This window comes from Erwinia persicina (genome assembly GCF_014838825.1).
Classification (GTDB): domain Bacteria; phylum Pseudomonadota; class Gammaproteobacteria; order Enterobacterales; family Enterobacteriaceae; genus Erwinia; species Erwinia persicina_A.
In genome coordinates, this window is record NZ_JACYMO010000016.1 from 1 (window position 1) to 23,169 (window position 23,169).

Sequence of the window (23,169 nt, forward strand, 5' to 3'; positions counted from 1 at the left end):
CGGTGGAGCGGTAGTTCAGTTGGTTAGAATACCTGCCTGTCACGCAGGGGGTCGCGGGTTCGAGCCCCGTCCGTTCCGCCACCCTTTTAGGGGCGTAGTTCAATTGGTAGAGCACCGGTCTCCAAAACCGGGTGTTGGGAGTTCGAGTCTCTCCGCCCCTGCCAAATAAAAACAATCCTTTGCTTCGGCAAAGGATTTTTTTTGTCTAAAATTCCTGCCATTTTCACCGTTACTCCGCCAAATGCATAAAAAAAGACCAGCAGGCTGGCCTTTTTTGCTGCTTATTTCAGCTAATTACGCTCTGACATTCACCGGAAACTTAATTAATTGACGGATATGTGCCTGCTGATCGCTGTTTTGTAACCACACCGCATACAGGGGTCTGGAAGCGACAGCAGTATCAGGGATCACTAAAAGATCGCTGTATTCTTTACCCCAAACATCCGGTAAGAAGGCACAGGCCCCCGTGGTATGCAGAAGTTGTCGCGTTAAATGTGCGGAGGTCGTCGTCAGTACCGGCACATCATCGGCACCGGCCAGATAGCTTTCATGCTGGTGAAAATCAGCGCCCCATTCCAGCTTAATGTAGTCATATTTCTCTTTTTTCTCCGATTTTCGCGATCGGAACAGCGTCAGGGAGATATGGCCGATTTGTTGACTGCTTAGCTCGTCCATTTTAGGAGCCTCCGTCGTCACCAGCAGGTCAAGCTGACGCTCATGCAGCTGTTTAACCAGGGAATGACGCTGTGCCACACGTGCTTCGAGATGCAGGCTTTCCCGGTTCTCATACAGCGTCTGAAGCCACGGTGTCAGGTAAGCCTCCCATAGTGACGCACTGGCACCGATCGACAGCTCATGATGCTGCTGCGTGTGCGCCACCTCTTTCTTGGCCATTAGCCACGTGCTCATCAGACTCTCTGCATAGGGCAGCAGGCGTTCCCCGGCAGACGTCAGTCTGATGTTGTTACGATGGCGGGTAAACAGGCTCACTCCCAGCTGGTTTTCAAGCTGTCTGATGCGAAAACTGACAGCAGATTGCGTGAGATAGAGTGCTTCCGCTGCACGTCCAAAGTGGCGAGTTCTGCTCACTTCAAGAAAGGTTTTCAGTAATTCCGTATCCACATCCATCTCCTAAAAAACATTTGTCGTTATGATTTAAATGTTTTGTTTTACACTCTGTCAAGCCTATCTAATACTCCGCGCCATAAATAGCACGGCCATAAAAGAGTTAGGAGCGTGTAAAATGGCGGAAAGCTTCGCAACAACGAATCGTTTTTTTGATAACAAACATTACCCTCGCGGGTTCTCCCGTCACGGTGATTTCACCATCAAAGAAGCCCAACTTCTTGAGCGTTATGGTTACGCTTTTAACGAACTGGACCTGGCAAAGCGTGAGCCGGGTACAGAAGAAGAGCGTCTGTTCATTGAGGTGTGCCGGGGCGTGCGTGAGCCGCAAACCGAGGCAGAAAAAGTCTGGTCAAAATACATGACCCGCATTAAACGTCCTAAGCGTTTCCATACTCTTTCCGGCGGCAAGCCGCAGATGGAAGGGGTTGAAGACTACACGGATAGTGACGATTAAGATCAAGGGGCTTCGGCCCCTTTTTCATGTCTGCTACGCCAGGTTGCTGTGCAGGTGGATCAGCAGGCGGTCAATAGCACGATAGCTTATCGCTTCAGTCAAATGTTCCCGACTGACCGCATTATCCCCTGCCAGATCGGCAATCGTACGCGCTACCTTGAGGATCCGTTGCCACGCCCGCACTGACAGCCCGAGCTGCACCAGTACCTGCTCAAGCCATTCTGCATCCGCTGGCGTAAGTGTACAGCAAGCCTGGATGTCGTGGTTGCTCATTACCGCATTCACTTTGCCACTGCGTTCCAGCTGGCGCTGTCGTGCCCTCAACACCCGCTCGCGTACTTGTTCACTGGATTCCCCGCCACGTGGCTGCCCGCTCAGCGTACCCGGAGGCAGCAAGGGGACCTCAAGGGAAAGATCGAAGCGGTCAAGGAACGGGCCCGACAGGCGGCTGAGATAGCGCAGCGTCTGCCGGGGTGAGCTGCGATTATGTTGTCCGGTGTAGTGACCTGTCGGACTGGGGTTCATGGCGGCGATCAGCTGGAAGCGTGCCGGATAGGTTATTTTTGCCCGCGCCCGGGAAATGCTGATCTCTCCGGACTCAAGGGGTTCTCGCAGCGCATCCAGCGCCCGGCGTTCAAACTCCGGGAGTTCATCGAGGAAAAGGATACCGTTATGCGCCAGCGAAATTTCCCCCGGCTTAGGCAGCGATCCGCCGCCGACCAGTGCATAGAGCGATGCACTGTGGTGAGGGGAACGAAACGGCCTCTGACGCCACTGACGGTGCAGGTCCCCGCTACCCACCAGACTGGCTACGCTGGCGCTCTCCAGGGCCTCACGATCGCTTAGAGGCGGCATCAGCCCACACAGGCGGGAGGCCAGCATTGTTTTCCCTGTTCCCGGCGGGCCGATCAGTAAAAGATTATGTCCCCCTGCGGCCGTGATCTCCAGCGCCCGCCTGGCCTGATGCTGACCAATAATTTCATTTAAATCGCCCGACATAGGGGGTGACGACGGTGGCTGACACTGTGCCGATTCCAGCCTCCCTTTGCCGTGCAGGAAGGTACACACCTCCAGCAGACAGGTTGCTACCAGGCTCTCCCCATGCTGGATCAATCCGACATCATTCTGATTTTCCGCAGACAGTATCAACTGCCGCCCACATTCCAGAGCAGCAACCGCCGCCGGAATAGCGCCCTGTACGCTGCGCAGCGCGCCCGTTAGCGCCAGTTCGCCGAGAAATTCATAACATGAAAGTTTATTCGCCGGAATCTGCTCTGAGGCGGCGAGGATAGCGATAGCGATGGGCAAATCATACCTGCCGCCCTCTTTAGGCAGGTCAGCGGGGGCGAGATTAACGGTGATCCGCTTTGCCGGAAAAGTGAAACCACTGTTGATAATGGCGCTGCGTACACGGTCGCGGGCCTCTTTCACCGTGGTTTCCGGTAATCCAACCAGCGAAAGTGCCGGCAGCCCATTGCTGAGGTGAACTTCTACCGACACCTGAGGGGCCTGGATGCCCAGTGCGGCGCGGGTAAACACGACAGATAGCGACATAAACTCTCCTTGTAGTGCCAACTCTGCGACAGGAGAAGGGGGATGGCGAGAAGCCGATTGGCGATTTGTGCAGCCTGTCTGAAGATGATTGCCGCGTTCAACAGTCAGCGACATTGTGTTGCGGGCAGGCGCGAAAATGCAGACAGAGAAAATAAAATGGTCACACTGCGTGACTGATGAAAAAGATTCATTTTTTTCTTATCGACTGAATAACAAAAGTTTTTTTTAGATCTGCGTCCGACGTCATAAAATAAAATGATGAAAAAAGTTGAATTAAAGCTAATAACTGTGATAACTCTGTAGGCATTACTTCGAACAAGTGAATGAAAAGAATCTAAATGAAAGCCCTTCTACGAGTCATTAGCCTAGTCGTTATTAACGTCGTCGTGATTATTATCACGCCGTGCGGGGCTACGCTCGGAGAAAGAAAGGCTTAAAAATCAAGCCTGATTTCGAAAGAACCCCCGCACCGAAAGGTCCGGGGGTTTTTTTTTGGCAAGGTATCAACGACAGAGGAACAGAATATGAACAGTAGCATAAAATGCTGTTGTTCCCAGCGAGAGGCGGGGGAATAACTATGAATGGTGCTCAGTGGGTGGTTCAAGCTTTGCGTGCACAGGGAGTCGAAACGGTATTCGGCTACCCGGGTGGAGCAATTATGCCGGTCTATGACGCGCTCTACGACGGCGGAGTCGAACATCTACTGTGCCGCCATGAGCAGGGTGCCGCGATGGCCGCTATCGGCTTCGCACGTGCAACGGGAAAAGTGGGGGTCTGTATCGCCACCTCCGGGCCAGGTGCGACGAATCTGATCACCGGTCTTGCTGATGCCATGCTGGACTCCGTGCCGATCGTGGCCATCACCGGACAGGTGTCGTCTGCTGTGATGGGAACGGATGCTTTTCAGGAAATAGACGTCCTGGGTCTGTCGCTGGCCTGCACCAAACATAGCTTCCTCGTAGAGTCCCTTGATGAACTTCCTATGGTGATGGCAGAAGCTTTCGCCATTGCACAGTCTGGCCGTCCCGGCCCGGTTCTGGTGGATATCCCTAAAGATATCCAGTTAGCCAGCGGCGATCTGGTCGCCCATCTGCTGCCGGTCGGCCAGGAAATGGCTCATCCCCATGCTGAACTGCAGCAGGCGCGCAGCCTGCTAGCCCAGGCGAAGAAACCGATTCTGTATGTCGGCGGCGGCGTGGGAATGGCGAATGCCGTTCATGCTTTACGGGCTTTTGCCAAAGAGACCGGCATTCCGACGGTGGCAACGTTGAAAGGGCTGGGTACGCCCGATGCCGAAGATGCGTGCTATCTGGGCATGCTCGGCATGCACGGCACGAAGGCTGCCAACCTGGCCGTCCAGCAGTGTGACCTGCTGATCGCCGTCGGTGCCCGCTTTGATGACCGCGTAACGGGCAAGCTGGATACTTTTGCCCCGCATGCCAGCGTTATCCATCTGGATATCGACCCGGCAGAGCTGCATAAACTGCGCCGGGCGCATGTGGGCTTGCAGGGCGATCTCAATAAACTGCTGCCCGACCTGTATCAGCCGGTTGATATCGCCGCCTGGCGCGAAGACGTGAAAGCGCTGAAAGCAGACCACGGCTGGCGTTACGATCACCCGGGAGAGGCGATCTTTGCGCCGCTGTTTTTGAAACAGCTGTCAGACCGCAAACCTCAGAGCGCGGTAGTGACCACTGATGTCGGTCAGCACCAGATGTGGGCTGCCCAGCACATGAGCTTTAATCGCCCGGAAAATTTCATCACCTCCAGCGGGCTGGGCACCATGGGCTTCGGCCTGCCTGCCGCCGTTGGTGCCCAGGTGGCGCGCCCGGATGACACCGTGATCTGCGTCTCCGGCGATGGTTCATTCATGATGAACGTGCAGGAACTGGGTACCGTTAAGCGCAAACAGCTGCCGGTGAAAATCGTTCTGATGGATAACCAGCGGCTGGGCATGGTACGTCAGTGGCAGCAGCTGTTTTTTGAGGAGCGTTACAGCGAAACCAACCTTTCAGATAACCCGGACTTTCTCATCCTGGCGAGTGCCTTTGGCATTCCCGGCCAGCGTATTACCCGTAAAGATCAGGTCGATGCCGCATTAGACGCTTTGCTCCACAGTGAAGGGCCTTACATGCTCCACGTCGCCATTGACGAGCATGAGAACGTCTGGCCTCTGGTACCGCCGGGTGCCAGCAATGAAAATATGATGGAGAAAACCTCATGAAACAGCATCAATTGTCTATAGAAGCGCGCTTCCGCCCGGAAATACTGGAACGCATTTTGCGGGTTGTGCGCCATCGTGGCTTCCAGGTGTGCTCAATGCACATGGCCTCGCGGGTGAATACCGACAACATTAATATTGAGATGACCGTTGCCAGCCAGCGCTCCGTCGATTTACTGTCAACGCAGTTGAGTAAATTAATGGATGTGGCTTGCGTTCAGATCCAACAGCAAACAACACAACAAATCCGCGCATAAGCGCGCAAGGAAACGAGAATGACGAAGAAAGCAGACTTTATCTGGTTCAATGGCGAGATGGTGAAATGGGAAGACGCGAAGGTCAGCGTGATGTCCCATGCGCTGCACTACGGCACGTCTGTTTTTGAAGGCGTACGTTGCTATGACTCGCACAAAGGGCCAGTAGTCTTCCGCCATCGTGAACATATGCAGCGTCTGCGTGACTCTGCAAAAATCTACCGTTTCCCGGTCAGCCTGAGTGTTGATGAGTTGATGGAAGCCTGCCGTGCTACGCTGCGCAAAAACAACCTGAAAAGCGCTTACATCCGTCCACTGGTGTTCGTGGGTGACGTCGGCCTGGGCGTGAACCCGCCTGAGGGTTATGAAACAGACATCATCATCGCCGCTTTCCCGTGGGGAGCTTACCTCGGGGCTGAAGCGTTGGAGCAGGGTATCGATGCGATGGTCTCTTCATGGAACCGTGTGGCCCCGAATACGCTGCCCACTGCAGCGAAAGCGGGCGGTAACTATCTGTCCTCTCTGCTGGTCGGTAGCGAAGCGCGCCGTCACGGTTATCAGGAAGGGATCGCGCTGGATACGCAGGGTTACATCTCTGAAGGTGCTGGTGAAAACCTGTTCGAAGTGAAGGACGGGATCCTGTTTACCCCGCCGTTTACCTCTTCCGCCCTGCCAGGAATTACGCGTGACGCCATCATCAAACTGGCGCAGGATATGGGGATTGAAGTGCGTGAGCAGGTGCTGTCGCGCGAGTCTCTGTACCTGGCTGACGAAGTCTTTATGTCAGGCACTGCTGCGGAGATCACTCCGGTACGCAGCGTTGATGGGATCCAGGTGGGCGAAGGCAAACGCGGCCCGGTCACCGCACGCATTCAGTCTGCTTTCTTTGGCCTGTTCACGGGTGAGACGGAAGACAAATGGGGCTGGCTGGATCCAGTTAACCCATAACAATAATGTTTTTTCGCGGGCGTCAGTTGACGCCCGCGCACTATCTGATTTCTGGAGTAAAGAGCATGCCTAAGTATCGTTCCGCCACTACCACCCACGGCCGTAATATGGCTGGTGCCCGTGCCCTGTGGCGCGCCACAGGAATGACCGATGATGACTTCGGTAAGCCGATCATTGCCGTCGTTAACTCCTTTACCCAGTTCGTGCCGGGTCACGTTCACCTGCGCGATTTGGGTAAGCTGGTTGCCGAGGAGATTGAAGCCTCAGGCGGCGTGGCGAAAGAGTTCAACACCATTGCCGTGGATGATGGGATCGCCATGGGCCACGGCGGGATGCTCTACTCTCTGCCGTCGCGTGAGCTGATCGCTGACTCCGTGGAGTACATGGTCAACGCACACTGTGCGGATGCCATGGTGTGTATATCTAACTGCGACAAAATCACCCCGGGGATGCTGATGGCGTCCCTGCGCCTGAATATCCCGGTGATCTTCGTTTCCGGCGGCCCGATGGAAGCCGGTAAAACCAAGCTGTCCGACAAAATCATTAAACTCGATCTCGTCGATGCGATGATTCAGGGCGCAAACCCTAACGTCAGCGATGCAGAAAGTGACCAGATTGAACGCTCTGCCTGCCCGACGTGCGGCTCCTGCTCCGGCATGTTCACAGCTAACTCGATGAACTGTCTGACCGAAGCGCTGGGTCTGTCTCAGCCGGGTAACGGTTCACTGCTGGCGACTCATGCCGATCGTAAAGAGCTGTTCCTCAATGCGGGGCGTCGTATTGTTGCTCTGACTAAGCGTTACTACGAGCAGGATGATGAAACCGCGCTGCCGCGCAGCATTGCCAGCAAAGCCGCGTTTGAAAACGCCATTACGCTGGATATCGCGATGGGTGGTTCAACTAACACTGTTCTGCACCTGCTGGCCGCCGCTCAGGAAGGGGAAATCGATTTTGATATCTCTGACATCGATCGCCTGTCACGCCTGGTACCACACCTGTGCAAAGTGGCGCCAAGCACCCAGAAGTACCACATGGAAGACGTGCACCGCGCCGGTGGCGTCCTCGGGATCCTCGGTGAGCTGGATCGTGCCGGGCTGCTGGACAATAGCGTGCGTAACATCCTCGGCCTGAGCCTGCGTGAAACCCTGGATCAGTACGACATCATGCTGACCAAAGATGAAGCCGTGAAAAAAATGTTCCGTGCCGGTCCGGCGGGCATTCGTACGACCCAGGCTTTCTCGCAGGACACCCGCTGGGACACCCTGGATGACGATCGTCAGGAAGGCTGTATTCGTTCCCGCGAGTTCGCCTTCAGTCAGGACGGCGGTCTGGCAGTTCTGTACGGCAACATTGCTGAAAACGGCTGTATCGTTAAAACCGCAGGCGTTGATGAAGGCAGCCTGGTGTTCAGCGGTCCGGCGAAAGTCTATGAAAGCCAGGACGATGCCGTTGCTGCCATCCTCGGCGGTAAAGTAGCGGCAGGTGACGTGGTCGTGATCCGCTATGAGGGGCCTAAAGGGGGGCCGGGCATGCAGGAAATGCTCTATCCGACCACCTATCTGAAATCGATGGGACTGGGTAAAGCCTGTGCGCTGATCACCGATGGACGATTCTCTGGCGGCACCTCCGGGCTGTCAATCGGTCACGCTTCTCCGGAAGCGGCCAGCGGCGGCACCATCGCGCTGGTGAAAGACGGCGATATCATCAATATTGATATTCCACAACGCGGCATCCAGCTGGACGTGCCAGAGAATGAACTGGCTGCCCGTCGTCTGGAAGAAGATGCACGTGGCGATCAGGCCTACACGCCACACGGTCGTGAGCGTCAGGTTTCCTTCGCGCTGCGCGCTTATGCCACCCTGGCAACCAGCGCTGACAAAGGCGCCGTCCGTGATAAGAGTAAGCTGGGAGGCTAACCAACATGGCTGAATCTCAACCGCTATCCGACCAGCCCAGCGGCGCGGAGTATCTGCGCGCCGTCCTGCGTGCTCCGGTGTACGAAGCTGCACAGGTCACGCCGTTGCAGAAGATGGAAAAAATCTCTGCGCGCCTTGGTAACACCATTCTGGTGAAACGTGAGGACCGCCAGCCGGTCCACAGCTTTAAGCTGCGCGGGGCCTACGCGATGATCGCCGGGCTTAGTGCAGAGCAGAAAGCCTGTGGGGTGATTACGGCGTCAGCCGGTAACCATGCCCAGGGCGTGGCGCTGTCATCCACTAAGCTGGGGATTAAGTCCCTGATTGTGATGCCGGTGGCAACGGCAGATATCAAGGTGGATGCGGTGCGGGCGTTTGGCGGTGAGGTTTATCTCTTTGGGGCCAACTTTGACGAGGCCAAAGCCAAAGCCATCGAGCTTTCTGAGCAGCAGGGCTATACCTTCGTGCCGCCGTTCGACCACCCGATGGTGATTGCCGGGCAGGGTACGCTGGCCATGGAACTGTTACAGCAGGATGCTCATCTGGACCGCGTCTTTGTGCCGGTGGGCGGCGGCGGGCTGGCGGCCGGCGTGGCGGTGCTGATCAAACAGCTGATGCCGCAAATCAAAGTAATCGCGGTGGAAGCTGCAGATTCTGCCTGCCTGAAGGCTGCGCTCGACGCCGGGCATCCGGTCGATCTGCCACGCGTCGGGCTTTTTGCCGAAGGCGTGGCGGTGAAGCGGATCGGCAGCGAAACCTTCCGTCTCTGCCAGGCGTATCTTGACGACATTGTCATCGTCGACAGCGATGCCATCTGCGCCGCGATGAAAGATCTCTTTGATGACGTGCGTGCGGTGGCGGAGCCTTCCGGCGCGCTGGCGCTGGCGGGGATGAAGAAGTATATCCAGCAGCATCAGATTGAGGGGGAGCGTCTGGCTCACGTGCTGTCCGGTGCGAACGTCAACTTCCACGGACTGCGCTATGTCTCTGAGCGTTGTGAGCTGGGAGAGCAACGTGAAGCGCTGCTGGCGGTGACCATTCCCGAGCAGCAGGGCAGTTTCCTGCGATTCTGTCAGCTGCTGGGTGGCCGTTCAGTCACAGAGTTCAACTATCGTTATGCCAATGCCGATGAAGCCTGCATCTTTGTCGGCGTGCGGCTGACGCGTGGACTGCCTGAACGCGAGGAAATTCTGGCGCTACTGTCCGACGGCGGTTACAAGGTGGTGGATCTGTCTGACGATGAGATGGCGAAACTGCACGTACGCTATATGGTCGGGGGGCGTCCATCCAAACCCCTGCGTGAGCGGCTGTTCAGCTTTGAATTTCCTGAGGCCCCCGGTGCGCTGCTGCGTTTCCTGCAGACGCTGGGTACGCACTGGAATATTTCCCTGTTCCATTATCGTAGTCACGGTACCGACTACGGTCGCGTACTGGCGGCATTTGAGCTGAGTGACAGTGAACCCCGGTTTGAAGAGCATCTGACGGCGCTGGGCTATGATTTCCATGATGAAACCAGCAACCCGGCTTTCCGTTTCTTCCTCGCGGGTTAGAGTAGCTTCCAGAACGCATCAATAAGCGGCTCACTGAGCCGCTTTTTTTGTACGCAAACGCCCAGCTCGAAGGGCGCGACCATCTCGACATCTTCCAGCTCCAGGATACGGTTACGAATCGGTTCCGGACTGTTCTCCAGCACCACATCCGGCAGCAGTGCGATGCCGCAGCCCAGTGCCACCATCGAAACAATCGCCTCATGGCCTGCCACCGTCGCGTATATCTGTGGATTAGCGATATGACGGTGACGGAACCAGAGGTCGATACGCCGCCTTGACGGCCCCTGCGCGGGCAAAATAAACGGGATCTGCGCCCAGTCAGGCTGTGCCTGCGTCGCCTGCGTACGCACCGGGCAGGGCAACGCCGGGGCAATCAGTACCAGCGGGATCAGCCCGAGCGGCATAAAGCCGATGCTGGCGGGTAACGTTTCCGGCCGTCCGGCAATGGCAATATCGACTTCGTTAGTCTGTACTTTTTCCACCGCATCGGCGGCATCACCGGTGGTTAATTTGATTTCGACCAGCGGGTGCTCGGCGCGAAAACGATCGAGAATAGGGGGAAGATGGCTATAGGCGGCGGTCACTGAACAAAACAGCTGGAGTTCGCCGCTGAGTGACGGGCCGTTCTGGCCCATGGCGTGGCGCATTTGCTGATACTGCAGCAGCGTCTGCTGGGCAAACTGCCGCAGGCGTTCTCCAGCATCGGTCAGCGTGACGGTACGGTTATCGCGCAGAAACAACGTCTGGCCCAGGTCTTCTTCCAGCCGTTGGATCTGCCGTGAAAGCGTTGAAGGACTGACGTGCATGGCGCGTGCGCTTCGTCCGAAGTGGCGGCTGTCAGCCAGATGGAGAAACAGTTTCAGGTCACGAAGATCCATCAGAGTCAGGCCTCATCATTACGTTGCAAAAAGTGCAATATCACGTTGTTAATATATCAATTTCAGCAACGCATTTCCTGTCATATGATAAGGTCTATTCAGGGGCAGGAAATTATCTCCCCAGACAATAAACAATAATGCGAACACAACCTCATACGGAGTACCCCATGGCTAACTATTTCAACACTTTGAACCTGCGCAACCAGCTGGCGCAATTAGGTAAATGTCGCTTTATGGCTCGTGATGAATTCGCGGATGAAGCCAGCTACCTGAAAGGTAAAAAAGTCGTCATCGTTGGCTGTGGTGCGCAGGGCCTGAACCAGGGGCTGAATATGCGCGATTCCGGTCTGGACATTGCTTACGCTCTTCGTGCCGAAGCGATTGCTGAGAAACGTGCCTCATGGCGTAAAGCGACCGAAAACGGCTTCAAAGTCGGGACGTATGAAGAACTGATCCCGCAGGCAGACCTGGTGGTTAACCTGACGCCAGACAAGCAGCACACCTCGGTGGTTCAGGCCGTTCAGCCGCTGATGAAAGATGGCGCTGCGCTGGGTTACTCACACGGCTTCAACATTGTTGAAGTGGGTGAGCAGGTACGTAAAGACATCACCGTGGTAATGGTTGCACCGAAGTGCCCGGGGACGGAAGTTCGTGAAGAGTACAAACGTGGTTTCGGCGTACCGACGCTGATCGCCGTTCACCCTGAAAACGACCCGAAAGGCGAAGGCATGGCGATCGCGAAAGCCTGGGCTGCGGCAACCGGCGGTCACCGTGCGGGCGTGCTGGAGTCGTCCTTCGTGGCTGAAGTGAAATCTGACCTGATGGGTGAGCAGACTATCCTGTGCGGCATGTTACAGGCCGGTTCTCTGCTGTGTTTTGACAAGCTGGTTGCTGAAGGCACCGACGCGCCTTATGCAGAAAAACTGATTCAGTTCGGCTGGGAAACCATCACCGAAGCGCTGAAGCAGGGTGGCATCACCCTGATGATGGATCGTCTGTCTAACCCGGCAAAACTGCGTGCTTTCGCCCTGTCTGAACAGCTGAAAACCATTATGGCTCCGCTGTTCCAGAAGCATATGGATGACATCATCTCCGGCGAATTCTCCTCCGGCATGATGGCTGACTGGGCAAACGACGACAAGAAACTGCTGGGATGGCGCGAAGAGACCGGTAAAACAGCATTTGAAACCGCGGCACAGTTTGAAGGTAAAATCGCCGAGCAGGATTACTTCGACCAGGGCGTCGTGATGATTGCCATGGTGAAAGCTGGCGTTGAGCTGGCATTCGAAACCATGGTGGCTGCCGGTATCATCGAAGAGTCGGCTTACTATGAATCACTGCATGAACTGCCGCTGATTGCCAACACCATCGCGCGTAAGCGCCTGTATGAAATGAATGTGGTGATCTCGGATACCGCTGAATATGGTAACTACCTGTTCTCTTACGCCGCCGTACCGCTGCTGAAAGAGTTCATGACCACGCTGCAGGCCGGCGATCTGGGCAAAGCGGTTAACACCACAACCACGGTTGATAACGCGCAGCTGCGTGATGTGAACGAAGCCATTCGCCACCATGACATCGAAACCGTTGGCCGTAAACTGCGTGGCTACATGACCGACATGAAGCGTATCGCCGTCGCGGGTTAATGCTTCTGCACGCCGGGGCGGATGAATGCTCCGCCCAAAAAAAAGCGCCCTCAGGCGCTTTTTTTTAATTACGGTACAGGACCTTAATGATGTGGTAACCAAACTGGGTATGCAGCGGGCCCTGCGGCTCGATCAGCGGGCAGGAGAAGACCACCTTATCGAAGGCCGGTACCATCGCACCCTGTTTGAACTCACCTAAGTGACCGCCCTTCTTGCCTGACGGGCAGGTTGAATGTTTTTTTGCCAGCTTTTCAAAGTCAGCACCCTGTTTCAGCTGTGCTAACAGATCGTTTGCCAGCGCTTCTTCTTTTACCAGAATGTGCAGTGCTGCAGCCATCTTCGCCATGTTGTTCTCCAAAATTATCGACGGTCAGGCCGTAGCCCGGATGGCGCCTACTATACCTGCTCAATGCGCCTGGTGCGAGATTGTCATTGGATGCTTTCCGATGTGTTAATGCGAATTTTACCCTCTCACTTCACGTTCCTTCCTCCTCCTGTTTTATAGACTCAAAACCGTTCTTGACGAGAAAAGGAGAATGAGCATGAACGCATCTGTACTGAGCCCTTTAGCGGAACCAGGCTGGAAAAACTATGATGATTTTTCACGGGGCATTGATATCAACCGCCTGCCGTCCACGCGCCATTGGGCGGGTAAGACGCTCGACCTGGCACTGAATGATGGTAGTGTTTTACAACTGAGTTTTCATACGGCCGCCGTCCAACACCGGCTTACGTGGCACTGGGGCGGAGAAGAGGGCAAGGCACCCGTCGACGAGGTGTGCGTATCCAAAGGCCGTTATTTCTTCAGCTTTCCGCTGTCTGCCATGCAGAGCGTGGCGCTGGTGATAAATACCACGACCGCCAGAGCGCTGGTGGTACGCTGTACTATCCTGCCCGCAGAGGAGACACAGGGAGGCTCACGGCTCAGCCAGCAATTTTATACGGGCGCGGTGGGGGCACAGACCCCGTCCGGCTTTGAACCTCAGCTGACCCGAGAGCTGATAGGCTACCGTACGCTGAATATCTACAGCCCCCACCACTACTACGAGCACTTTTACGTCAACAGCCAGCGCTATGCCTGGCAGAACCTGCGCGGTGAGCAGTTTGGCCATGGCGATATGGATTACGCGACCTACTATAAATTTGAACCCGATATGTACCTTTTCACCTTCCGCGAAAAAATCATTCCGGTCTGTTCGGTGTTTTTCTTCGATTATCAGTCCTGCCGGTGTACCGGGATATTTATGGGCATAACGGCCTCCGGCGAAGTACAGATCCGCCCGGCAGGCGCAATGATCAGCAAAATGAGTTTTAACTGTTATCCCGCTGGCGTGACGCCATTTTAACCTTAAGGACACGTTCACATGGAGACCGGGCTGAAAGACAAAGTGGTGCTGATCACCGGTGGTGGCAGTGGTATCGGTGCGGCAACGGCAAACATGCTGGTGGCGGAGGGTGCCCGGGTGGCGATAACGGGCAGGAGGCCCGCTCCGCTCAAGGCAATGGCAGAAGAGTGCGATGTCTTCCCGGTGGCGGCCGATATGGCAGACACTCAGGGTGCCGCCAGGGCAGTCGCGCAGGTTGCCGACCATTTTGGCGGAGTGGATATGCTGGTGGCCAATGCAGGTGGCCACGGTTTCTCGCGACTGGGGGAAACGGACGATGCCGCCTGGCAGCAGAGCCTGCACAACAACCTTAACAGCGCTTTTGTTACCGCGCGGGAGGTGCTTCCATGGTTAACCTCGCGGGGCGGCAGTATGGTGATTGTCTCATCGCTGGCCGGGCTTTTCGCCGGGCCAGCCGTGGCAGGCTATACAGTCACTAAACATGCCCTGATCGGTCTGACTAAATCGCTGGCACGGGATTACGGTGCGTATAGGGTAAGGGTCAATACTGTTTGTCCCGGCTGGACGCGTACACCGATGGCTGAGGAGGAGATGCGGCAGCTCTCGGTAAAGCGCGGATGGGACCCGACCAACAGGCGAGCCTGGCAGGAGGTGACAAAAGACCTGCCGCTCAGGCGGCCTGCAGACCCCGAAGAGATCGCCAGTGCCGTCACGTTTTTACTGTCCAGCGCAGCGTCTTATATCACGGGAGCCACACTGGTGGTGGATGGAGGGGCGCACATTGTTGATTTGCCGACGTTAAGTTTTTCCCCGCCACAGGAAGGGAAACTTTAGTTATACTGCACGCCTGTTTTATTCCCGGAATCTCTCATATGCGTCTTAATCCTGGTCAGCAACATGCCGTCGAATTTGTCACCGGGCCCTGCCTGGTTCTGGCAGGTGCCGGTTCGGGTAAAACGCGAGTGATTACCAACAAAATCGCCCACCTGATCCGCGAATGTGGCTATCAGGCGCGCCATATTGCGGCGGTCACCTTTACCAATAAAGCATCACGCGAGATGAAAGAGCGCGTGGCGCAGACGCTGGGGCGTAAAGAGGCGCGTGGATTGATGATCTCCACCTTCCATACCCTGGGGCTCGAGGTGATTAAGCGTGAATATGCCGCGCTGGGGATGAAAGCGAAGTTTTCGCTGTTTGACGATCAGGATCAGCTGGCACTGCTTAAAGATTTGACGGAAGAGTGGCTGGAAAATGATAAAACGCTGCTACAACAGCTGATCTCAACGATCTCAAACTGGAAAAACGATCTGATGGATCCGTCGCGTGCCGCAGCCAGTGCCGTTTCCGACCGCGATAAGCTGTTTGCTCACTGCTACGGGCTGTATGACCGGCATCTGAAGTCGTGCAACGTGCTGGATTTTGACGATCTTATCCTGCTGCCTACACTGCTGTTCCAGCGTAACCTGGAAGTACGGGAGCGCTGGCAGCAGCGTATTCGCTATCTGCTGGTGGATGAGTATCAGGATACCAATACCAGCCAGTACGAGCTGGTGAAGCTGCTGGTGGGTAACCGGGCGCGCTTCACGGTAGTGGGGGATGATGACCAGTCAATCTACTCCTGGCGCGGGGCACGCCCACAGAACCTGGTGCTGCTGAAGGAGGACTTTCCGGCGCTGCAGGTGATCAAGCTGGAGCAGAATTATCGTTCCTCCGGGCGTATTCTGAAGGCGGCGAATATCCTGATCGCCAATAATCCGCACGTTTTTGAAAAACGGCTCTTTTCCGAGCTGGGTTACGGTACCGAGCTGAAAGTGGTCACGGCGAACCATGAAGATCACGAGGCAGAGCGTGTGACCGGGGAACTGATCGCCCATCATTTTATTAATAAAACGGCGTATAAAGATTACGCCATCCTCTACCGCGGTAACCATCAGTCGCGGGTGTTTGAAAAGATGCTGATGCAGAACCGTATCCCGTATCGTATCTCAGGTGGCACCTCGTTCTTCTCGCGTCCGGAGATCAAAGATCTGCTGGCTTACCTGCGCGTGTTGACCAATGCTGACGACGACAGTGCGTTTATGCGTATTGTGAATACGCCCCGGCGTGAGATCGGCTCCGCTACCCTGCAGAAGCTGGGCGACTGGGCCACGCAGCGTAACAAAAGCCTGTTTAACGCCAGTTTTGATATGGGGCTGGAGCAGACGCTGACCGGACGCGGGCTGGAGTCGCTGCAGCGTTTTACGCACTGGCTGCAGGAGATTGCCCGGCTGGCTGAACGTGAGCCGGTGGCGGCGGTGCGTGATTTGATCCGCGGCATCGACTATGAAAGCTGGCTGTTTGAAACCTCTGCCAGTCCGAAGGCCGCTGAGATGCGGATGAAAAACGTCAATACCCTGTTCCAGTGGATGACGGAGATGCTGGAAGGTAGTGATATCGACGAAGCCATGACGCTGACCCAGGTGGTGACTCGCTTTACCCTGCGCGACATGATGGAGCGGGGAGAAAGTGATGAAGATTCCGATCAGGTACAGCTGATGACGCTGCATGCGTCCAAAGGTCTGGAGTTTCCCTACGTCTATCTGGTGGGGATGGAGGAGGGCTTGTTACCGCATCAGAGCAGCATTGATGAAAACAATGTGGAAGAAGAGCGCCGTCTGGCGTACGTAGGCATTACGCGTGCGCAGAAGGAGCTGACGTTTACGCTGTGCCGTGAACGCCGCCAGTACGGTGAGGTGATCCGCCCGGAGCCAAGCCGTTTCCTGCTGGAACTGCCGCAGGACGACTTACAGTGGGAAAGTGAGCGTAAGGTCATCAGTGCGGAAGAGCGCATGCAAAAGGGCCAGAGCCATCTGGCCAGTCTCCGTGCGCAGCTGGCAAAAGCGAAGAAGTAGGCATTAATCAGCCAGACCAGCAAACATCGGTCTGGTTGGGAAAAATCCCCTCATGACGGCGCTGGCATAACGGTAATCATCCTGTGATGTGACAGGTTTAACGCCGCATCACCGGGAGTTCAGTTGATCACCAACGACCAGTGTACGTAGCTCTGCCAGTGTACTTCCTGCCCCAGCAGTTCAGCACGCAGCGGGTGGGCTTCCATCCAGCCTGACGGCAGTGTCAGCGTAAGATCATCTTCATTAGCCAGCAAACGTACAGCGGGCAGTCTGTCATCCCGGCGTCGGCTGGCGAAGATGATGGCTAATCGCAGCAGCCGACACAGGCGTTCGGCAACCCGTGGGGGAACCGCATTTTGCTGGCTTAACAGCGCCAGATCGATGCCATTCACCTGATTTTGCAGCAGCGTGGCCAGTAACTTTTTCTGTGCCGGCGTGAAGCCGGGCAGGTCAAGATGGCGCACCAGATAGGCCGCATGCTGCGGGGCCTGACGGAAATCCACGCTCAGGCCAATCTCATGGATCAGACAGGCGCTTTCCAGCAGCTCCCGGCTGCGATCATCCAGCTTCCACACCTGGCTGACCTGGCGGGCAAAGCTGTCAGCCAGCTGAGAAACGCGATTGGCCTGTTCAGGATCGATCGCGAAACGGCGCTGAACGTTATGCAGTGTGCGGCTGCGGATATCGCGATCCACCGGAAGGTGCAGCATCCCGTACACCAGACCTTCACGCAGTGCGCCCCCGGCCAGTGTCATACTGCTGATATTCAACTCGGTAAAAATGGCGATCAGAATAGACAGGCCACTGGGAAACACCAGCGCGCGCTCAAGGGTCAGACCTTCAATTTCCAGCTCTTCCAGTTTGCCGCACTGGATGGCGCGCTGCTTCAACTGCTCCAGCTTGCTGAGCGTGATGCGCTCATCCATGCCTTGCGCCATCATAATTTCCTGCAGCGCCTGCACGGTGCCTGAAGCCCCCACACACACCTGCCAGCCCTGCTCACGTAAGGCATCCGCAATCGGATGGATCATGGCTCTGGCCGCCTGTTCCGCCTGTTCGAAATTCTCTTTGCCCAGGTAACGATCGGCAAAGAAGCGCTCCAGCCAGGTCACACAGCCCATCGACAGGCTGAACAGGGTGGTGGTCTGCGAACCTTTGCCCGTAACCAGTTCGGTGCTGCCACCACCGATATCGACTACCAGTCGTTTGTCAGAACCGCCGGTCGTATGGGCAACACCCTGATAAATAAGACGTGCTTCATCCTCGCCGCTGATGACATTCACCGGACAGCCAAGGATTGTCTTTGCTTTCGTCAGGAAACTATCGGCATTGGTTGCGATACGCAGGGTGGCGGTCGCCACCACGCGGATTTGTTCTGGGGGGATATCCTGCAGTTGTTCAGAAAACAACCGCAGACACTGCCAGCCTCGTTCCATTGCCTCATCAGAAAGATGATTATCGGCATCGAGGCCAGCAGCAAGACGTACCTTCCGCTTGATGCGGGCGATGGTCTGGATACTGCCAGCCACTTCGCGCACCACCAACATATGAAAGCTGTTAGATCCTAAATCGATCGCAGCATAAAGTGATGATGCACTCAGCATGGTGGCTTAACCTGAACGTTTGCGGTTAGGATTACGCGGTGCACTGCTGCGGCGGTTATTATTGCCACCACGGCGCGGACCATTACCAGAACGATTACGGGTTAAACGTTTTGGCGGTGGCAGATCGCTCATCAACGCATCGCTGTTGTAGCGGCTGACAGCAATGCTGTGACCGATGTACTCTTCGATACCCGGCAGGTTGAGCGCGTACTCTTCACAGGCAAGGCTGATAGAGTGACCGTTGGCCCCTGCACGACCGGTACGACCGATACGGTGTACGTAGTCTTCGCAGTCATCCGGCAGGTCATAGTTAAACACGTGCGTGACCGCAGGAATATGCAGGCCGCGTGCCGCAACATCGGTCGCTACCAGGATATCGATATCACCTTTTGTGAAATCATCCAGAATGCGCAGGCGTTTTTTCTGCGCGACATCGCCCGTCAGCAAGCCGACACGGTGCCCATCTGCAGCCAGGTGGCCCCAGACATCTTCACAGCGGTGTTTAGTGTTGGCAAAAATGATCGCACGATCGGGCCACTCTTCTTCCAGCAGCGTTTGCAGTAAACGCATCTTTTCTTCATTGGAAGGGTAGAACAGCTCTTCCTTAATACGGTGCCCGGTTTTCTGCTCAGGCTCGACTTCAACGTATTCGGCATTATTCATGTTCTCAAACGCCAGTTCGCGAACGCGGAACGACAGCGTGGCAGAGAACAACATGTTCAGGCGCTGGTTAGCGGCAGGCATGCGACGGAACAACCAGCGGATATCTTTAATGAAGCCGAGGTCAAACATGCGGTCAGCTTCGTCGAGCACCACCACCTGGATGGCACCTAAGTTCACGTGATTTTGTTTTGCGTAATCGATTAAACGACCCGTGGTGCCGATCAACACATCGACGCCGCTTTCCAGCACTTTCAGCTGTTTATCGTAGCCATCGCCGCCGTAGGCCAGACCGAGTTTCAACCCGGTAACCTGCGCCAGCGGTTCAGCATCCGCATGGATCTGTACCGCCAGTTCACGGGTCGGTGCCAGAATCAGCGCCCGTGGCTGGTTAACCTGACGACCTTCCGGAGCAGGGTGAGAAAGAAGATGATGGAACGTTGACGTCAGAAACGCCATCGTTTTGCCGGTACCGGTTTGCGCCTGACCTGCTACATCACGCCCGGAGAGCGTAAACGGTAATGCCAGCGCCTGGATAGGCGTGCAATTATGAAACCCTTTAGTTTCAAGGGCTTCAACAACCTGAGGGTGCAGGGCGAAGTCGGAAAACTTCTGTTCGGTTAAGTGTGTTTTGCTCATAGTGTGGTAGAATATCAGCTTACTATTGCTTTACGAAAGCTTATCCGGTGAAATAAAAGCAGTGAAATAAACTCAGCCTGAGTGCTGCTTAATGCAACACCCAAGGTAAAGATAATCCCCTGGAGTAAACATGAGCGATAAAATTGTTCACCTGACCGATGACAGCTTCGAAACCGACGTCCTGAAAGCAGAAGGTTTAACGCTGGTCGACTTCTGGGCAGAATGGTGTGGTCCCTGCAAAATGATCGCCCCTATTCTTGATGAAGTGGCCGTAGAGTACGAAGGCAAGCTCACCATCGCTAAACTGAATATCGATGAAAATCCAGCAACGGCACCGAAGTACGGTATCCGTGGTATCCCAACCCTGCTGTTATTCAAGAATGGCGAAGTGGCCGCGACCAAAGTCGGCGCACTGTCTAAAGGTCAGCTCAAAGAGTTCCTGAACGCGAACCTGGGCTAATCGGGTCATGCCGGCGGCTGGTGGTTCGAATTTTTCGCTGACCGCTAGACGCCCGGCATTAACCATGCTAAGTTAAATCTACTGCACTACGAACTTACCTGTAGTTTGAATCTTTAGAATTACTCCTTGTTGAACACAGTATTCATCAAAAGTCTTACAGACGTTCAGCAATCTGACGGTTAGTATCAACTGATTTCCGGCTTCTTGTCCTTACCGTCTCCTCGTCCCAGATTTGCGTTATCCTGCACGTGATCATCGAGTGGACTTCGGAACCAAGAACCAATTAAACAGGCATGGATCTTTCGCCATACCATTCACGACAAACAGTTCAAGTTATACCCCGAGTTTAAGAACCCACCATTATGAATCTTACCGAATTAAAAAATACGCCGGTTTCTGAGCTGATAACTCTCGGCGAAAATATGGGGCTGGAAAACCTGGCGCGCTTGCGCAAACAGGACATTATCTTCGCCATCCTTAAGCAACACGCAAAAAGTGGCGAAGACATCTTCGGCGACGGCGTACTCGAGATATTGCAGGATGGATTTGGTTTCCTCCGCTCTGGAGACAGCTCCTACCTCGCCGGTCCCGATGATATCTACGTTTCCCCCAGCCAAATTCGCCGCTTTAACCTCCGCACAGGTGACTCCATCTCTGGCAAGATCCGACCGCCAAAAGAGGGTGAGCGTTACTTTGCGCTGCTGAAAGTTAACGAAGTTAACTACGACAAACCGGAAAATGCCCGTAACAAAATCCTGTTTGAAAACTTAACACCGCTTCATGCCAACTCCCGTCTGCGCATGGAACGAGGAAACGGTTCTACCGAAGATTTGACCGCCCGCGTACTGGATCTGGCTTCGCCGATTGGTCGTGGTCAGCGTGGTCTGATCGTTGCGCCACCAAAAGCCGGTAAAACCATGCTGCTGCAGAATATTGCGCAGAGCATTGCTTACAACCATCCTGACTGTGTGCTGATGGTGCTGCTGATTGATGAGCGTCCGGAAGAAGTGACCGAGATGCAGCGTCTGGTGAAAGGTGAAGTTATTGCTTCCACCTTTGACGAACCTGCTTCCCGCCACGTACAGGTTGCGGAAATGGTGATCGAAAAGGCCAAGCGCCTGGTCGAGCACAAAAAAGACGTGATCATCCTGCTGGACTCCATCACCCGTCTGGCGCGTGCCTATAACACCGTGGTTCCTGCTTCTGGCAAGGTGCTGACCGGTGGTGTAGATGCCAACGCCCTCCATCGTCCGAAGCGTTTCTTCGGTGCTGCGCGTAATGTGGAAGAGGGCGGAAGCCTGACCATTATCGCTACCGCACTGGTTGATACCGGTTCGAAGATGGACGAAGTGATCTACGAAGAGTTTAAAGGTACAGGTAACATGGAACTGCATCTGGCGCGTAAAATCGCTGAGAAACGCGTGTTCCCTGCTATTGACTACAACCGTTCTGGTACGCGTAAAGAAGAACTGCTTACCACCTCGGAAGAGCTGCAGAAGATGTGGATCCTGCGCAAGATTATTCACCCTATGGGCGAAATCGACGCGATGGAATTCCTCATCAATAAGCTGGCAATGACCAAAACCAATGATGAATTCTTCGACATGATGAAGCGTTCATAACCGGTGCAGCTTTTCGAGTAAGACGATGATCTCATTGCTCTAAGAGGTTAGCGTAGTCAATAAAAAGTACAAAACTCGGGTAACGCCACGCTTAGTCGTGGCGTTTTTTGTTTTTGGACTATAGGCTATCCTGATCTGGGAGAACAAACCTAAAGAACGGCACAGGACAGGTGGCAGGGAAAATGAAATTTCCCGTCCTGGTGAATAAAATCAGAATCATGCAGGTGTTATTGGCATCAATATTGCTTATGACAATATGCAATTCATAGCAGAGAGCTGGATAATGTGAATTTACTCAATATGAGTACGGAACTTGGCCTGACTTTTTTATTTTCGTTGGTGTTTCTTTTCTTTGCACGCAAAGCGGCTAAAAAAGTTGGGCTGGTTGATAAACCCAACTATCGCAAACGCCATCAGGGAGTGATTCCGCTGGTTGGCGGTATCTCCGTTTTTGCCGGTAGCTGCTTTGCTTTTGCATTAACGAATTTTTACATTCCCCATGCTTTGCTGTATCTGGGCTGCGCGGGCTGCCTGGTGCTGGTGGGCGCACTCGATGACCGTTACGACATCAGCGTAAAATTCCGCGCGGTGGTGCAGGCGGGTGTCGCCGTCGTCATGATGATGAAGGCGAAGCTCTATCTGTTAAGTCTGGGCTATATTTTTGGCCCGTGGGAGCTGGTTGTTGGCCCGTTCGGCTATGTGCTGACGCTGTTTGCCGTATGGGCAGCCATTAATGCCTTTAACATGGTGGATGGGATTGATGGGCTGCTGGGCGGATTATCCTGTGTCACCTTCCTGGCAATGGGGGTGATCCTCCTGCTCGACGGGCAGAACAGCCTCGCCATGTGGTGCTTCACCATGATTGCCGTTATCGTGCCTTATATCCTGCTTAACCTGGGAATGTTTGGGCGTCGTTACAAAGTCTTTATGGGCGATGCAGGCAGTACGCTGATTGGCTTTACCATTATCTGGATCTTGCTGGAAGCGACGCAGGGCCCAAGTCATCCGATTACGCCTGTGACTGCGCTGTGGCTGATTGCGATCCCGCTCATGGACATGGTGGCGATTATGTATCGCCGTCTCAGTAAAGGCATGAGTCCCTTCTCTGCTGATCGTCAGCACATCCATCATCTGATCATGCGCGCAGGCTTTACCTCGCGGCAGGCCTTTGTGCTGATCACGGCGGCGGCAGCACTGCTGGCAATGGTGGGTGTGCTGGGTGAATACCTCTCGTTTGTTCCGGAATGGGCCATGCTGGTTCTGTTCCTGCTGGCTTTTATGCTCTACGGCTACTGCATTAAACGTGCATGGCGCGTGGCGCGAATGATTAAACGGTTTAAACGCCGTCTGCGAAATAACAATAATGACAGCAAATCTTCCACTGACTGACAGATGCCC

At 54.9% G+C, this 23,169-nt stretch carries 20 protein-coding genes and 2 tRNA genes; 16 read left to right on the plus strand and 6 right to left on the minus strand.

Annotation, left to right across the window (positions count from 1 at the left end; translation table 11 throughout):
- Window positions 1-4: 4 nt before the first annotated feature.
- Window positions 5-81 (plus strand) — tRNA-Asp (locus IFU29_RS21330).
- 7 nt (window positions 82-88) lie between these two features.
- Window positions 89-164 (plus strand) — tRNA-Trp (locus IFU29_RS21335).
- 130 nt (window positions 165-294) lie between these two features.
- Here IFU29_RS21335 and hdfR read toward each other — a convergent pair.
- On the minus strand, window positions 295-1,122 hold the full coding sequence (hdfR, locus tag IFU29_RS21340) for an HTH-type transcriptional regulator HdfR (protein ID WP_062749121.1): 828 nt from the start codon (window positions 1,120-1,122) through the stop codon (window positions 295-297).
- Window positions 1,123-1,243: 121 nt separating this feature from the next.
- On the opposite strand from hdfR, the gene IFU29_RS21345 reads away from it, so the two are divergent.
- The gene (locus IFU29_RS21345) at window positions 1,244-1,582 is read left to right on the plus strand and encodes a DUF413 domain-containing protein (protein ID WP_062749119.1); all 339 of its coding nucleotides are present in this window, start codon (window positions 1,244-1,246) and stop codon (window positions 1,580-1,582) included.
- 33 nt (window positions 1,583-1,615) lie between these two features.
- On the opposite strand, the gene IFU29_RS21350 is transcribed toward IFU29_RS21345, so the two are convergent.
- Entirely contained in the window at window positions 1,616-3,136 is a 1,521-nt protein-coding gene (locus IFU29_RS21350; protein ID WP_191935675.1) for a YifB family Mg chelatase-like AAA ATPase, read from the minus strand.
- A 338-nt stretch (window positions 3,137-3,474) separates the two neighbouring features.
- On the opposite strand from IFU29_RS21350, the gene ilvL reads away from it, so the two are divergent.
- The 6 genes from ilvL (at window position 3,475) to ilvA (ending at window position 10,025) form a co-directional block, all read left to right on the plus strand.
- Entirely contained in the window at window positions 3,475-3,573 is a 99-nt protein-coding gene (gene ilvL / locus IFU29_RS21355) for an ilv operon leader peptide (RefSeq protein ID WP_072277511.1), read from the plus strand.
- A 140-nt stretch (window positions 3,574-3,713) separates the two neighbouring features.
- Window positions 3,714-5,360: an acetolactate synthase 2 catalytic subunit gene (gene ilvG, locus IFU29_RS21360; protein WP_191935676.1), complete on the plus strand. Its 1,647-nt coding sequence runs from the start codon at window positions 3,714-3,716 to the stop codon at window positions 5,358-5,360.
- Window positions 5,357-5,614, plus strand: a complete 258-nt coding sequence (gene ilvM, locus IFU29_RS21365) for an acetolactate synthase 2 small subunit (RefSeq protein ID WP_191935677.1) — start codon at window positions 5,357-5,359, stop codon at window positions 5,612-5,614. The genes ilvG and ilvM overlap by 4 nt, the downstream gene beginning before the upstream one ends.
- An 18-nt stretch (window positions 5,615-5,632) precedes the next feature.
- Window positions 5,633-6,559 (plus strand): branched-chain amino acid transaminase, encoded by a 927-nt coding sequence (locus tag IFU29_RS21370; RefSeq protein WP_191935678.1) that lies wholly within the window; start codon window positions 5,633-5,635, stop codon window positions 6,557-6,559.
- Between the two features lie 65 nt (window positions 6,560-6,624).
- Window positions 6,625-8,475 (plus strand): dihydroxy-acid dehydratase, encoded by a 1,851-nt coding sequence (gene ilvD, locus IFU29_RS21375; protein ID WP_191935679.1) that lies wholly within the window; start codon window positions 6,625-6,627, stop codon window positions 8,473-8,475.
- Window positions 8,476-8,480: 5 nt separating this feature from the next.
- Window positions 8,481-10,025: a threonine ammonia-lyase, biosynthetic gene (gene ilvA, locus IFU29_RS21380; protein ID WP_191935680.1), complete on the plus strand. Its 1,545-nt coding sequence runs from the start codon at window positions 8,481-8,483 to the stop codon at window positions 10,023-10,025.
- On the opposite strand, the gene ilvY is transcribed toward ilvA, so the two are convergent.
- Entirely contained in the window at window positions 10,022-10,903 is an 882-nt protein-coding gene (gene ilvY / locus IFU29_RS21385) for an HTH-type transcriptional activator IlvY (RefSeq protein WP_062749105.1), read from the minus strand. The genes ilvA and ilvY overlap by 4 nt on opposite strands.
- A gap of 167 nt (window positions 10,904-11,070) precedes the next feature.
- Between ilvY and ilvC the strand changes: the two genes are divergently transcribed.
- A complete protein-coding gene (gene ilvC / locus IFU29_RS21390) occupies window positions 11,071-12,549 on the plus strand; it encodes a ketol-acid reductoisomerase (protein ID WP_191935681.1) in 1,479 nt (492 codons plus the stop codon).
- A 64-nt stretch (window positions 12,550-12,613) separates the two neighbouring features.
- On the opposite strand, the gene ppiC is transcribed toward ilvC, so the two are convergent.
- Entirely contained in the window at window positions 12,614-12,895 is a 282-nt protein-coding gene (ppiC, locus tag IFU29_RS21395) for a peptidylprolyl isomerase PpiC (RefSeq protein ID WP_062749101.1), read from the minus strand.
- A gap of 196 nt (window positions 12,896-13,091) precedes the next feature.
- On the opposite strand from ppiC, the gene IFU29_RS21400 reads away from it, so the two are divergent.
- The 3 genes from IFU29_RS21400 to rep are packed head-to-tail and all read left to right on the plus strand — an operon-like array spanning window position 13,092 to window position 16,786.
- Complete coding sequence (locus IFU29_RS21400; RefSeq protein WP_244633770.1) at window positions 13,092-13,895, plus strand: MoaF C-terminal domain-containing protein; 804 nt, start codon at window positions 13,092-13,094, stop codon at window positions 13,893-13,895.
- Between the two features lie 18 nt (window positions 13,896-13,913).
- The gene (locus tag IFU29_RS21405; protein WP_191935683.1) at window positions 13,914-14,729 is read left to right on the plus strand and encodes an SDR family NAD(P)-dependent oxidoreductase; all 816 of its coding nucleotides are present in this window, start codon (window positions 13,914-13,916) and stop codon (window positions 14,727-14,729) included.
- Between the two features lie 38 nt (window positions 14,730-14,767).
- A complete protein-coding gene (rep, locus tag IFU29_RS21410; protein WP_191935684.1) occupies window positions 14,768-16,786 on the plus strand; it encodes a DNA helicase Rep in 2,019 nt (672 codons plus the stop codon).
- A gap of 119 nt (window positions 16,787-16,905) precedes the next feature.
- On the opposite strand, the gene ppx is transcribed toward rep, so the two are convergent.
- Both ppx and rhlB read right to left on the minus strand, forming a co-directional pair.
- Window positions 16,906-18,390 (minus strand): exopolyphosphatase, encoded by a 1,485-nt coding sequence (gene ppx, locus IFU29_RS21415; protein WP_191935685.1) that lies wholly within the window; start codon window positions 18,388-18,390, stop codon window positions 16,906-16,908.
- A gap of 6 nt (window positions 18,391-18,396) precedes the next feature.
- A complete protein-coding gene (gene rhlB, locus IFU29_RS21420) occupies window positions 18,397-19,689 on the minus strand; it encodes an ATP-dependent RNA helicase RhlB (RefSeq protein ID WP_062749091.1) in 1,293 nt (430 codons plus the stop codon).
- A gap of 130 nt (window positions 19,690-19,819) precedes the next feature.
- Here rhlB and trxA point away from each other — a divergent pair, with 130 nt between their 5' ends.
- From trxA to wecA, 3 genes are all read left to right on the plus strand, one after another.
- Window positions 19,820-20,149 carry a thioredoxin TrxA gene (gene trxA / locus IFU29_RS21425; protein ID WP_062749089.1) on the plus strand — a complete coding sequence of 110 codons (330 nt, stop codon included), beginning with the start codon at window positions 19,820-19,822 and terminating at the stop codon, window positions 20,147-20,149.
- Between the two features lie 362 nt (window positions 20,150-20,511).
- Complete coding sequence (rho, locus tag IFU29_RS21430) at window positions 20,512-21,771, plus strand: transcription termination factor Rho (protein ID WP_062749087.1); 1,260 nt, start codon at window positions 20,512-20,514, stop codon at window positions 21,769-21,771.
- 285 nt (window positions 21,772-22,056) lie between these two features.
- Window positions 22,057-23,160, plus strand: a complete 1,104-nt coding sequence (gene wecA, locus IFU29_RS21435) for a UDP-N-acetylglucosamine--undecaprenyl-phosphate N-acetylglucosaminephosphotransferase (RefSeq protein WP_191935686.1) — start codon at window positions 22,057-22,059, stop codon at window positions 23,158-23,160.
- The last annotated feature ends 9 nt before the right edge of the window (window positions 23,161-23,169 follow it).